11 protein-coding genes and 1 pseudogene are annotated in these 12,150 nt (G+C 71.9%); 8 read left to right on the plus strand and 4 right to left on the minus strand.

All coding sequences use genetic code 11. From position 1 onward, the window contains the following. Window positions 1–239 precede the first annotated feature (239 nt). Window positions 240–1,295, minus strand: a complete 1,056-nt coding sequence (locus ACRDP3_RS00920) for a 4-hydroxy-3-methylbut-2-enyl diphosphate reductase (RefSeq protein ID WP_431514844.1) — start codon at window positions 1,293–1,295, stop codon at window positions 240–242. 138 nt (window positions 1,296–1,433) lie between these two features. Between ACRDP3_RS00920 and xseA the strand changes: the two genes are divergently transcribed. Both xseA and ACRDP3_RS00930 read left to right on the plus strand, forming a co-directional pair. After that, on the plus strand, window positions 1,434–2,648 hold the full coding sequence (gene xseA, locus ACRDP3_RS00925; RefSeq protein ID WP_431514845.1) for an exodeoxyribonuclease VII large subunit: 1,215 nt from the start codon (window positions 1,434–1,436) through the stop codon (window positions 2,646–2,648). 9 nt (window positions 2,649–2,657) lie between these two features. Then, the gene (locus ACRDP3_RS00930; RefSeq protein ID WP_431514846.1) at window positions 2,658–2,966 is read left to right on the plus strand and encodes an exodeoxyribonuclease VII small subunit; all 309 of its coding nucleotides are present in this window, start codon (window positions 2,658–2,660) and stop codon (window positions 2,964–2,966) included. A gap of 60 nt (window positions 2,967–3,026) precedes the next feature. Here ACRDP3_RS00930 and ACRDP3_RS00935 read toward each other — a convergent pair whose 3' ends face one another. Next, window positions 3,027–3,629 (minus strand): DUF4245 domain-containing protein, encoded by a 603-nt coding sequence (locus ACRDP3_RS00935; RefSeq protein WP_431514847.1) that lies wholly within the window; start codon window positions 3,627–3,629, stop codon window positions 3,027–3,029. Window positions 3,630–3,819: 190 nt separating this feature from the next. Between ACRDP3_RS00935 and glpX the strand changes: the two genes are divergently transcribed. Then, on the plus strand, window positions 3,820–4,854 hold the full coding sequence (glpX, locus tag ACRDP3_RS00940; RefSeq protein ID WP_431514848.1) for a class II fructose-bisphosphatase: 1,035 nt from the start codon (window positions 3,820–3,822) through the stop codon (window positions 4,852–4,854). 163 nt (window positions 4,855–5,017) lie between these two features. Here the strand turns inward: glpX and ACRDP3_RS00945 are convergent, their stop codons facing one another. Continuing rightward, window positions 5,018–5,392 (minus strand): WhiB family transcriptional regulator, encoded by a 375-nt coding sequence (locus tag ACRDP3_RS00945; protein ID WP_431514849.1) that lies wholly within the window; start codon window positions 5,390–5,392, stop codon window positions 5,018–5,020. A gap of 185 nt (window positions 5,393–5,577) precedes the next feature. Next, window positions 5,578–6,258 carry a DUF1707 SHOCT-like domain-containing protein gene (locus ACRDP3_RS00950; protein ID WP_431514850.1) on the minus strand — a complete coding sequence of 227 codons (681 nt, stop codon included), beginning with the start codon at window positions 6,256–6,258 and terminating at the stop codon, window positions 5,578–5,580. 225 nt (window positions 6,259–6,483) lie between these two features. Here ACRDP3_RS00950 and ACRDP3_RS00955 point away from each other — a divergent pair, with 225 nt between their 5' ends. The 5 genes and pseudogenes from ACRDP3_RS00955 to ACRDP3_RS00975 all read left to right on the plus strand — a co-directional run. Further along, on the plus strand, window positions 6,484–8,187 hold the full coding sequence (locus tag ACRDP3_RS00955; RefSeq protein WP_431514851.1) for a fumarate hydratase: 1,704 nt from the start codon (window positions 6,484–6,486) through the stop codon (window positions 8,185–8,187). Window positions 8,188–8,287: 100 nt separating this feature from the next. Next, window positions 8,288–9,682 carry a class II fumarate hydratase gene (locus ACRDP3_RS00960; RefSeq protein WP_431514852.1) on the plus strand — a complete coding sequence of 465 codons (1,395 nt, stop codon included), beginning with the start codon at window positions 8,288–8,290 and terminating at the stop codon, window positions 9,680–9,682. Window positions 9,683–9,721: 39 nt separating this feature from the next. Beyond that, window positions 9,722–10,417, plus strand: coding sequence for a cytidylyl-2-hydroxypropylphosphonate hydrolase (fomD, locus tag ACRDP3_RS00965; protein WP_431514853.1), 696 nt, complete (start codon window positions 9,722–9,724; stop codon window positions 10,415–10,417). Between the two features lie 316 nt (window positions 10,418–10,733). Continuing rightward, window positions 10,734–11,363 (plus strand): class I SAM-dependent DNA methyltransferase, encoded by a 630-nt coding sequence (locus ACRDP3_RS00970; protein WP_431514854.1) that lies wholly within the window; start codon window positions 10,734–10,736, stop codon window positions 11,361–11,363. Between the two features lie 66 nt (window positions 11,364–11,429). Then, window positions 11,430–12,150 (plus strand): annotated as a pseudogene (locus ACRDP3_RS00975) (SpoIIE family protein phosphatase); the annotation flags it as partial.

The raw sequence follows: 12,150 nt of genomic DNA on the forward strand, positions 1-12,150 counted from the left end.
GCGCTGGCGCTCAACGCGGTCTGGCTCTACGCGGGCACGCTGGCGGCGACGCTCGTCGCGTTCGTACGGAAGCTCGCACTGCTGGCGCAGGCCGCGCGTGCCCGCGCCGGCATGGAGGCGCCGGAGCAGGACGAGGCCGGCGTGCTGTGACCGCTGCCTGACCTCTGACCTATCTGACCTGCCCGTCCTCCCGGCAGGCGCCGGCTCCGGCGAAGACACCGGAGCCTGGACCGGAGCCGTCAGCCCGTCGGCCGGCCCACCTCGGCGCGCAGGTCACGGCGCAGCTCCTTCGGGAGCGAGAACTGCATGTGCTCCTCCACCGGCTGGACGATCTCCACGTCTTCCCAGCCCCGCTCGGCCAGCCACTCCAGCACCCCGTCGACCAGCACGTCCGGTACGGAGGCGCCGGAGGAGAGCCCGACCGTGGTGACGCCGTCGAGCCAGGACTCCTCGATCTCGTCGGCGCCGTCGACCAGGTGCCCGTCGCGGGCGCCGTGGGAGAGGGCGGTCTCCACGAGGCGGACGGAATTGGAGGAGTTCTTGGAGCCGACGACGATGACGAGGTCGGCTCCGGCGGCCACCTGCTTGATGGCGGTCTGCCGGTTCTGGGTGGCGTAGCAGATGTCGTCGCTGGGCGGCGAGAGCAGATTGGGGTAGCGGCCCTGCAGGGCGCCGACGGTCTCCATCGTCTCGTCGACCGAAAGGGTGGTCTGGGAGAGCCAGACGACCTTCTCCGGGTCGCGGACCTCGACGTTCGCCACGTCCTCGGGGCCGTCGACGAGGGTGATGTGCTCGGGCGCCTCGCCGCTCGTACCGATGACCTCCTCATGGCCCTCGTGGCCGATGAGCAGGATGTCGTAGTCCTCCTGCGCGTAGCGCACCGCTTCCTTGTGCACCTTGGTCACCAGGGGGCAGGTGGCGTCGATGGTCGCCAGCTTGCCGCGTCGTGCCTCCTCGTGGACCTCCGGTGCGACGCCGTGCGCGGAGAAGATCACGATCTCGCCCTCGGGCACCTCCGTCGTCTCGTCGACGAAGATCGCGCCCTTCCGCTCCAGGGTCTTCACCACATACTTGTTGTGCACGATCTCGTGGCGGACGTAGATCGGTGCGCCGTACTGCTCGATGGCCTTCTCGACGGCGATGACGGCCCGGTCCACGCCCGCGCAGTAGCCACGGGGCGCGGCGAGCAGGACACGGCGACGCGCGTCCGGCTCGGCAGGGCTGACGGCAGAGCTGTCGGCGGGGCTGTCGGCGGGGCTGTCGGCGGCGGGCGTGCGGGCGGGCGTTGCAGACATGCGCCCATCGTAAGGGCGCGGTCCCCGGCGAATGGGCGCCGGTCGGCAGAAACACGCTTGCCGGGACGAGCCGGGCGGCCCGGCGGGGCGTCCCCTCGCACCCAGCGTGCTGTCGGCGGCAGCCGCTAGCCTCCTCGTATGGCTCTCAACACCTCCCCCGAGGCCCCGCTTCCGGTCGGTGAGGTCTCCCGGCTGATCGGCGGGTGGATCGACCGGCTCGGCGCGGTGTGGGTGGAGGGGCAGATCATTCAGCTCTCGCCCCGGCCGGGCGCGGGCATGGCCTTCCTGACCCTGCGCGACCCCTCGCGTGACGTCTCGATCAGCGTCACGTGCTTCCGTGACGTCTTCGACCGGGTCAAGGACGTCATCGGCGAGGGTGCGCGGGTCGTGGTGCATGCCAAGCCGGTCTGGTACGGGCGGGGCGGCACGCTGTCGTTGCGCGCCGCCGACATCCGGCCGGTGGGCATCGGTGAACTGCTGGCGCGGCTGGAGCAGTTGAAGAAGTCGCTCGCGGCGGAGGGGCTGTTCGCGGCGGACCGCAAGCGCCCGCTCCCCTTCCTTCCGCAGCGCATCGGCATGGTCACCGGCCGGGCCTCGGACGCGGAGCGTGACGTGCTGCACACGGCACACGAGCGGTGGCCCGCCGTCCGTTTCGAGCGGCGGCACACCGCTGTGCAGGGCGTACGGGCCGTGCCGCAGCTCATCGAGGCGATCAAGGAGCTGGACGCGCACCCCGAGGTGGACGTGATCATCGTGACGCGGGGCGGCGGCAGCATGGAGGACCTGCTGCCGTTCTCCGACGAGCGGCTGGTGCGTGCGGTCGCCGACTGCCGTACGCCCGTCGTCTCCGCCATCGGTCACGAGGCCGACGCCCCGCTGCTCGACCTGGTGGCCGACCTGCGCTCCCGCACGCCCACGCACGCGGCGAAGGACACGGTTCCGGACGTGGGTGAGGAGCGCGAGCGGGTGCGTGAGCTGCGGGAGCGGGCGTACCGGGTGATCAACGGCTTTCTGGACCGGGAGGCCGGCCGGCTCGCCGAGGTCATGAGCCGCCCGGCGATGGCCGACCCGCACGCGCTGGTCGCGGACCGGGCGGAGGAGGTCGAGTCGCTGCTGGGACGGGCCCGCCGCACGCTGGGGCACCGGCTGGAGCGAGCCGAGGACGAGCTGACGCACACGCGTGCCCGCGTCGTCGCGCTCTCGCCGGCGGCGACGCTCCAGCGTGGTTACGCCGTGCTCCGGCGGGAAGACGGCACGGTGATCAGGGCGCCGGAGGAGACGGCCGAGGGGGACAAGCTGCGGGCCCGGGTGGCGGAAGGGGAGTTCGGCGTCACTGTCGGTCCACACGCTTAGGCTTGCCGCATGACGTCGGACACTGACACGGACACGGACACGGCCGGCACCGCGGGAGCGGCGCGGTCCGAGCTCAGCTACGAGCAGGCGCGGGGTGAACTGGTCCGGGTCGTTCAGCAGTTGGAGACCGGGGGCGCGACGCTGGAGGAGTCGCTGGCGCTGTGGGAGCGCGGCGAAGAACTGGCCCGGATCTGCCGGGAGTGGCTTGAGGGGGCGCGGGCCCGGCTGGACGCGGTCCTGGAGGCCGAGGCGGCGGCGGAGGAAGAGGGGGAGGCGGAGTCAGACAGCGTCGCGGACGATGACGACCCCACTGCTTGATGAAAGCGGCCTGACGGAAGCGCGCTGACGGCGGACCGTCGTCCCCCTTGGACGGTCTGGTCAGCCCTGCCGGGCGCCGCCGTCATTGCCGCCGTCACTGCCGTCACCGTCGCCCGGTCGCAGCGCGGCGGCCAGTTCCCGCAGCTGCGCGAACGACGCGGTGCCGGTGACGACGGTCGTGTGCCGGCCGCGCTTCCCGGTGTCCTGGCGTACGAGCGCGTCGTACTTGGCGCCCTCGTACCGCCGCCATTCGCGGCCGTCGATCCGCTCCGTCCTGGCCGTCTTCCGGGCACGCTGCGTGGCGTCCTCGGTGAACTTCACCGGGCGTGCGGCGTCGCTCTGCTCCACCGCCGCGTACTGGTTGTCCGGCGTCATGAAGCCCAGGTGCCAGGTGGCTCCGTCGGGTCCGGCACCCTCGTACGTCACGGACGTCGCCCGCCACGTCTTGGCCAGCCCCTCCGGCGCGAGCACGGGGTAGGGGGCCGCACGCCGCGCGGAAGCCAGCTCCACCTGGTAGCTGACGGGCTTGACCGGGTCCTGGTCGGCGTCGTGCGGGACGAAGAGGTAGATGACCCCGGCCGCGAGCAGGACCACCGCCAGCGAGGGCACCATGCCCCGTACGGTCTGCCTGCCGCCGCGCTGCTTGCCTGCTTCTGCTGCCACGCCCCCATCGTCCCTTACGCCCGGGGCCGGCGGACCGACGGGTCTCGCTCCCGTTCCGGAGACGGGCGGGCCCGGCACTCACGCGCTCATCCGTAGGGCCCCCTGCTCACTCTGCCGGGATGCTGGGTACCCTCGTAGACACCCTCAGTAGCCCGGCAGTCGCTCCAGCCGCGCAGAAAGGTGTGCCCCGATGACCGATCATCACCACCTCCCTCCCCCGCTCGACGTCAGCCCCGAGGTCCCGGACCGCAACCTCGCCCTGGAGCTCGTACGGGTCACCGAGGCGGGCGCGATGGCCTCGGGCCGGTGGGTGGGCCGCGGTGACAAGAACGGCGCGGACGGCGCCGCCGTCAAGGCCATGCGGACCCTCGTCTCGACCGTCTCGATGAACGGCGTCGTCGTCATCGGCGAGGGCGAGAAGGACGAAGCGCCGATGCTCTTCAACGGCGAGCGGGTCGGGGACGGTACGGGCGCCGAGTGCGATGTCGCCGTGGACCCCGTGGACGGCACCACGCTCGCCGCCAAGGGCATGGCCAACGCGGTCTCCGTGCTGGCGGTCGCCGAGCGCGGCGCCATGTTCGACCCGAGCGCGGTCTTCTACATGGACAAGCTGGTCACCGGCCCGGAGGCGGCCGAGTTCGTGGACATCACGGCTCCGCCCTCCGTCAACGTCCGGCGGATCGCCAAGGCCAAGGGCTGCACCCCGGAGGACGTGACGGTCGTCCTGCTCGACCGGCCGCGCCACGAGGGCATCGTGAAGGAGGTACGGGAGGCGGGCGCCCGCATCAAGTTCATCTCCGACGGCGACGTCGCGGGCGCGATCATGGCCGTACGGGAGGGCACCGGCGTCGATCTGCTGCTGGGCGTGGGCGGCACGCCGGAAGGCATCATCGCGGCGTGCGCCATCAAGTGCCTGGGCGGCACGATCCAGGGCATGCTGTGGCCCAAGGACGACGAGGAGCGGCAACGGGCCCTGGACGCCGGGCACGACCTGGACCGGGTGCTGCACACCGAAGACCTGGTCAGCGGCGAGAACGTCTTCTTCGTCGCCACCGGCATCACCGACGGCGACCTGCTGCGGGGCGTGCACTACCGGGGCGAGCGGGCCTACACCGAGTCGCTGGTGATGCGGTCGAAGTCCGGCACCATCCGGATGATCGACTCGACGCACAAGCTGTCGAAGCTGCGCGCCTACAGCTCCGTCGACTTCGACCGCGCACGCTAGCCGACTCCGGCGGACAGCCGAGGCTCAACGAACCCCCCGACCCCGCCTCGGCGGGGTTACGCGGCGGGGCGGGAGGCCACCAGCGAGAAGCTGTGGCCTCCGGCCTCGCCGTGAGCCATCGAAAAGGCCGGGCCGACGGCCCCGGGGCACGGGGATCGAGGGGTCAGGCGATTTTGGAGACCGGTGCCGCCTCGCCGGTGGCGGCGGTCGCCGCCTCGCGGCGGCGTCGGCGGGCCAGGACCACACGGCGTTCCGCCGCCGTGAGTCCGCCCCACACGCCGTACGGCTCGGGCAGCACCAGCGCGTGCTCGCGGCACTCGACCATCACGGGGCAGCGGGCGCAGACCCGCTTCGCCGCCTGCTCTCGCGAGAGCCGCGCCGCCGTGGGCTCCTTCGACGGAGCGAAGAAGAGTCCCGCTTCATCCCGGCGGCAGACCGCCTCCGAATGCCAGGGCCCCGTCTCGTCCTCGCGCGCGGCCGAGCGCTGCGCGGGAATGGTGGGGGTTGCCTGCGGGGACTGATGCACCGGTTGCAGCACGGTCTGCTCCTGACGAGACGACGGTGGGATTCGCCTTCACCCGCCTTGCTGCGCACGGCTTTTCGCGCTGCGGCCGTACGAGAGACGATGCCCAGGCTCTACCCGCTGTGTGCACCGGTATGCATACCGTAGGAACGGATACGTCCGGGGCTCGGCCCCGGCCCCGTGGAGTTCGCTCGCAGTCCTCAGAGTTCCTTGCGCAGCCGGTCACGCAGATCGCGCAGCCGCTTCCCGATCTTGGGCTTCGCCTCGACCCCGCCGAAGATCGCCGCCCCCTGCACCAGCACCACCGGCGCGTGCGCGTCCGGCTCTTCTGTGGTGTACACCTCGAAGCCGCCGAAGATCCCGGCACCCTTCTGCCGGAGCGTGACGTTCTCCGGTACCCGGATGTCGATGCCGCCGAAGATCGCCGTCGCGTTGATCTGGAGATGCTGCTGCTCGAAGATCGCCTCGGTCAGGTCGATCTCGATACCGCCGAAGCAGGCGAAGGCGTTGATCTGCCTCGGCACCCGGTAGCGCCCCTTGCGGACCGAGCCGCTGAAGATGGCGACGAGATTGTCCTTGCCGCAGGTCCCGCCCTGCGCGTACGGGAGCGGCGCGGGAGCAGCGCCGGCATGCCCGGCCGGGCGGCTGCCGGGCAGGTCGCGGACCAGCGGCTCCAGTTCGCCGAGGGTCTTGGCGGCGTAGACGCCGTCGATGCGCTCCGAGTGCTCCGCCGCGTCCAGCCGACCCTCCGCCAGGGCCTCGCGGAGGATGTCCGCGATCCGGTCACGGTCGGCGTCCGAGGCGCGTACGGAGACGTCGACCGCCTTGGCGGGGTCGGCCGCCGGGGTCACGGGCTTCTTTTCCAGCGGAGAGTCAGTCACATGAGCAGCCTACCCAAACGCGATAGATCGCGACTAGTGCGCGGAGGGCACCACTGCGGAGCGGGCCACTGAGGCCGACCTCACCCGCACGGTCCCCCTCCGGCGTTCTACGCTGTGTGACGCGCTCTCCCCTGGGCGCTTCTCCCCCGCGCTTCCCGGGAGCCCCCCAGGGAACACCAGGGGGTGCCCCCGGTCGAGAGCCCGTACGAGAGGAAGACCCCGCCGATGGCTGCCAGCCCCCGTCCGTCCCACCCGGACTTCAGCTACACGGAACTGCTCCCGCTGGGCGAGGACGCCACTCCGTACCGGCTCGTCACCGCGGAGGGCGTGCGCACCTTCGAGGCCGACGGGCGGACCTTCCTGCACGTCGAGCCGGAGGCGCTGCGGAAGCTCGCCGCCGAGGCGATGCACGACATCTCGCACTACCTGCGGCCCGGACACCTCTCACAGCTGCGCCGCATCCTGGACGACCCGGAGGCCAGCGCCAACGACCGGTTCGTGGCACTCGATCTGCTGAAGAACGCGAACATCGCCGCCGCCGGCGTGCTCCCCATGTGCCAGGACACCGGCACCGCGATCGTGATGGGCAAGCGCGGCCAGCAGGTGCTCTCCGCCGGCGGCGACGAGGAGGCCCTCTCCCGCGGCGTCTACGACGCCTACACCCAGCTCAACCTGCGCTACTCGCAGATGGCGCCGGTGACCATGTGGGACGAGAAGAACACCGGCACCAACCTCCCCGCTCAGATCGAGCTGTACGCGACCGACGGCGACGCCTACAAGTTCCTCTTCATGGCGAAGGGCGGCGGCAGCGCCAACAAGTCCTTCCTCCACCAGGGGACGAAGGCCGTGCTCAACGAGGCGAGCATGATGAAGTTCCTGGAGGAGAAGATCCGCTCGCTCGGTACGGCCGCCTGCCCGCCGTACCACCTCGCGATCGTCGTCGGCGGTACGAGCGCCGAGTACGCGCTGAAGACGGCGAAGTACGCCTCGGCCCACTACCTCGACGAACTCCCCGCCGAGGGCTCCGCCGCCGGACACGGCTTCCGGGACAAGGAGCTGGAGGAGCGGGTCTTCGAGCTGACCCAGAAGATCGGCATCGGCGCCCAGTTCGGCGGCAAGTACTTCTGCCACGACGTGCGGGTGGTGCGGCTGCCGCGGCACGGCGCGTCCTGCCCGGTCGCCATCGCCGTCTCCTGCTCCGCCGACCGGCAGGCGAAGGCGAAGATCACCGCGGAGGGCGTCTTCCTGGAGCAGCTGGAGACGGACCCCGCGCGCTTCCTGCCCGAGACGACGGACGAGCAGCTGACGGAGGGGGCGGGCGCCGCCAACGACGACGCGGTACGCATCGACCTCGCCCGCCCCATGGCCGAGATCCGCGCCGAGCTGACCAAGCACCCGGTCAAGACCCGGCTGGCGCTGACCGGCACGCTGGTCGTGGCCCGGGACATCGCGCACGCGAAGATCAAGGAACGGCTCGACGCGGGCGAGGAGATGCCGCAGTACCTCAAGGACCACCCCGTCTATTACGCGGGCCCGGCCAAGACCCCCGAGGGCTACGCCTCCGGTTCCTTCGGCCCGACGACGGCGGGCCGGATGGACGCCTACGTGGCACAGTTCCAGGCGGCCGGCGGCTCCCTGGTCATGCTCGCCAAGGGCAACCGCAGCGGCCAGGTCACCGACGCGTGCGCCGCCCACGGCGGCTTCTACCTCGGCTCCATCGGCGGCCCCGCCGCCCGCCTGGCACAGGACTGCATCAAGAAGGTCGAGGTGCTGGAGTACGAGGAGCTGGGCATGGAGGCCGTCTGGCGGATCGAGGTGGAGGACTTCCCCGCCTTCGTCGTCGTCGACGACAAGGGCAACGACTTCTTCACCGACCCCGGCCCCGCCGAACCCTTCGTCACCTCGATCCCGGTCCGCACGGGCGCGTAGCGCGGGCTTCACGAACCCGCTGTGGGCATTCCGCCGCCGGGGGCGGCAGGGTGGGCACAGACCGGCCACCGGTTCACCGGGCCGCATTCGGAGGCGCAGTATGAGCGAAAGCAACACGTACCGGACCGAGCACGACTCGATGGGCGAGATCCAGGTGCCCGCGCACGCCAAGTGGCGGGCGCAGACGCAGCGCGCGGTGGAGAACTTCCCCGTCAGCGGGCAGCGGCTGGAGCGCGCGCACATCGAGGCGCTGGCCCGGATCAAGGCTGCGGCCGCCCAGGTCAACGCTGAACTGGGCGTGCTCGACACGGCGTTGGCCGAGGCGGTACGGGAGGCGGCGGAGGAGGTCGCCTCGGGCCGCTGGGACGGCGAGTTCCCCGTCGACGTCTTCCAGACCGGCTCCGGCACCTCCTCCAACATGAACATGAACGAGGTCGTCGCCACCCTCGCCACCGAACGGCTCGGGGCGCCCGTACACCCCAACGACCATGTCAACGCGAGTCAGTCCTCCAACGACGTCTTCCCCTCCTCCATCCACGTCGCGGCGACGGCCGCCGTCACCGCCGATCTGATCCCCGCGCTCGAACACCTGGCGGCGGCGCTGTCCCGCAAGGCCGACGAGTTCGCCCCGGTCGTGAAGTCGGGCCGCACGCATCTGATGGACGCGACGCCGGTCACCCTCGGCCAGGAGTTCGGCGGCTACGCGGCCCAGGTCCGCTACGGGGTCGAACGCCTGCGCGCCGCACTCCCCCGGCTCGCGGAACTCCCGCTCGGCGGTACGGCCGTGGGCACGGGCATCAACACCCCGCCCGGCTTCGCGCCCGCCGTCATCGCACGGATCGCCGCCGCGACCGGGTTGCCGCTGACCGAGGCCCGCGACCACTTCGAGGCGCAGGGCGCGCGGGACGCGCTGGTGGAGACCTCGGGCCAGCTCCGTACGATCGGCGTCGGTCTCACCAAGATCTCCAACGATCTGCGCTGGATGGCGTCCGGCCCTCGCACCGGTCTCGCCGAGATCGCCCTCCCCGACCTCCAGCCCGGCTCCTCGATCATGCCGGGCAAGGTGAACCCGGTGATCCCGGAGGCCGTGCTGATGGTCGCCGCGCAGGTCACCGGGAACGACGCGACGGTTGCCGCGGCCGGCGCGGCGGGCAACTTCGAACTGAACGTGATGCTGCCGGTGATGGCGAAGAACCTGCTGGAGTCGGTGCGGCTGCTCTCGAACGTCTCGCGGCTGCTGGCCGACCGCACCGTCGACGGGATCACGGCGGACGCCGAACGGGCGCGGGAGTACGCCGAGTCCTCGCCGTCGGTGGTGACCCCGCTCAACAAGTACCTCGGGTACGAGAACGCGGCCGCGGTCGCCAAGAAGGCGCTCGCGGAGCGCACGACGATCCGCGAGGCGGTGCTGGACGCCGGCCACGTGGACCGCGGCGACCTCACCCTCGAACAGCTCGACGAGGCGCTCGACGTCCTCCGTATGACCCATCCCTGACGAGCCCTGCGGCAGCGGGCCAACACTTAGGATCTGCGCATGACAGCGGAGACGGCAGGGGCCACGGCGGGCGCCACGGCAGGCAGGGCGGGCCGGGCGGCGGGAGACGCCGGGCACTGGGCACCCGGCACCCAGATCCTGTGGCGTTACCGCGCCAACGGCGCCGGGCACCCGCACATCTGCCGTCCCGTCACGGTCGTACGTGACACGCCCGACCTGCTGGCCGCGTGGGTCGCGCCGGGCACCGTCTGCGTCAAGCCGGAGTTGGCGGACGGCACTCCCGTACACCGTGAGCCGCTGGCGACCCGCTACACCAAGCCGCGCCGGACGGTCCTGTCGTGCTGGTTCGGCACGGGCGTGCTGAAGCTGGCCCGGCCGGGGGAGCCCTGGTCGGTGTGGCTGTTCTGGGAGCGGGACTGGCAGTTCAAGAACTGGTACGTCAACCTCGAGGAGCCACGGCGCCGCTGGGCGGGCGGCATCGACTCCGAGGACCACTTCCTCGACATCGCGGTCTATCCGGACCGGCGGTGGGAGTGGCGGGACGAGGACGAGTTCGCCGCCGCTCAGCACGCCGGTCTGGTGGACGAGGCGCTGGCCGCGCGGGTACGGGCGGCCGGCCGCGCGGCCGTCGAGCGCATCGCCGACTGGGACTCGCCCTTCCGGGACGGCTGGGAGAACTGGCGTCCGGAGCCGCACTGGCCGGTGCCGCGACTGCCCCGGGACTGGGACCGATGAGGAGACGTGCCGGGACGTACCGGGTGTATCCGGCACTGCGCTCCCGCTTCGACCTCCCGTTCCCTCTTGCTGCGCCCCCGTACCGCAAACGTAGGATCAGCCTCCGTAGGCGCGCACTGCTGCAATAACTCCGCTCCCCTCCCGGGGATTTGGCACGCGGCCAGAGAGGAGATCGATCGTGAGCAGTTCGAACCGGACCGACGGGGGTCCCCCCAGGCCGAATGCCGGTGGGGGTTCCCCCGGGCCCAAAGCCGAGGGTGGGGGTCCCCCCAGGCCGAAGGCCGAGGGGGCTTATCGGGACTTCGACCGGCGCGGAATCGACCGCATCGGACAGGCGGAGGCCTTCGACGCGATCGGCGACCAGTACGACCTCGCTTTCCCGCACAAGGAAGGCCAGGTCGCGGGCGGTGCGTGGTTGACCGGGCAGTTGCCGGCCGGTGCCCGGGTCCTGGATCTGGGCTGCGGCACGGGGCTGCCGACCGCGCGGCAACTGGCCGAAGCGGGGCATCTGGTGACCGGGGTGGACCTGTCGGAGGGCATGGTCGCACTGGCCCGCGAGAATGTGCCGGGCGGCGACTTCCGCGTACTGGACTTCGCCGACCTGGAGGACCAGGCGCTCGGTCCCTTCGACGGCGCCGCCGCCTTCTTCTCGCTGCTGATGCTGCCGCGGGAAGAGATTCCGTACGCGCTGCGCATGCTGCACGGACAGCTGCGGGAGGGTGCCCCGCTGGCCCTCTCGATGGTGGAGGCGGATCTGAATGACTTCTCGTTGCCGTTCCTGGGCCGCACGATCAGGGTATCCGGCTACCTGCGGGACGAATTGCGCCGCGTCGTGCGCGACGCGGGCTTCGAGATCGCCGGGGAGGATGCTTATGCCTACGCCCCGGCCAGCACGGATGTGCCGCCCGAGATCCAGCTTTTTATGCATTGCCGACGACGCCCGTAGCCCGCGGGCACGGAGCGCGCCGCACGCACCGGGCGCGCCGAGCGCCCGGCGCGCAGCCCCGGATGGATGGAAACCGAACGCGTGACGGAGCACCAGCAGTCTGCGACGACCGGTACGGCCGGGCCGCCACTCCCGCCCGTGGGAGCCACCACGGACGGTCCCGCGACGGCGTCCGTCGGCATACCCGCCGCCAACGGCGGGTCAGGCCACGGACCGGCGCGCGCGGAAGCGTCACGCGGCAGGGCAGGGGGCGGCACGGGCCGCGCCGTACCCGAGCAGCAGTCCCAACCCCCGACCGTGGAGACCGGTGCCGTGTCACATCCGTCCACCGACGGCATCACCGCCGCCGGCCTGCCCTCCCCTGCCAGGGCCGACGCACCGGCCGACCCCGCGCCGCCGCGCGGCGCCGCTCCCGGGACCGGTCCCGCCACCCCTGACAGCGACGCCCCTGACAGCAAAGCCCCCGACAGCGACGCCGCCGAGCGGGAGCGGCGCGGCGGTGACCGGCTGCGCTTCGTCGGCGCCGCCACCCGCCGTATCGCACGCGGCATGGACCTGGACGAGACCGTGCTGGGGCTGTGCAGGGCGAGCGTGCCCGCGTACTCCGACGCGATCCTGGTCTATCTGCGCGACCCGCTCCCGGTGGGCGACGAGCGGCCGACCGGCCCGGTGGTGCTGCGGCTGCGGCGCAGCGACCGCATCCCCGACGACCCGCACGCCATGGTCGCCGCGCAGTCCACGGCCGGTGGCGCCAGGCGGCCGCGGCCGGGCGGCGCGGATCAGCCGG

Origin of the sequence: Streptomyces sp., from assembly GCF_050698815.1 — a bacterium.
In the GTDB taxonomy this organism is placed as follows: Bacteria; Actinomycetota; Actinomycetes; order Streptomycetales; family Streptomycetaceae; genus Streptomyces.

Bases quoted from the DNA above. Each gene is read 5' to 3' on its own strand.
- ACRDP3_RS00960 (WP_431514852.1), top strand. From the start codon at position 8,288: ATGAGCGAAAGCAACACGTACCGGACCGAGCACGACTCGATGGGCGAG.
- ACRDP3_RS00955 (WP_431514851.1), top strand. From the start codon at position 6,484: ATGGCTGCCAGCCCCCGTCCGTCCCACCCGGACTTCAGCTACACGGAA.
- fomD (WP_431514853.1), top strand. From the start codon at position 9,722: ATGACAGCGGAGACGGCAGGGGCCACGGCGGGCGCCACGGCAGGCAGG.
- glpX (WP_431514848.1), top strand. From the start codon at position 3,820: ATGACCGATCATCACCACCTCCCTCCCCCGCTCGACGTCAGCCCCGAG.
- ACRDP3_RS00930 (WP_431514846.1), top strand. From the start codon at position 2,658: ATGACGTCGGACACTGACACGGACACGGACACGGCCGGCACCGCGGGA.
- xseA (WP_431514845.1), top strand. From the start codon at position 1,434: ATGGCTCTCAACACCTCCCCCGAGGCCCCGCTTCCGGTCGGTGAGGTC.
- ACRDP3_RS00920 (WP_431514844.1), bottom strand. From the start codon at position 1,295: ATGTCTGCAACGCCCGCCCGCACGCCCGCCGCCGACAGCCCCGCCGAC.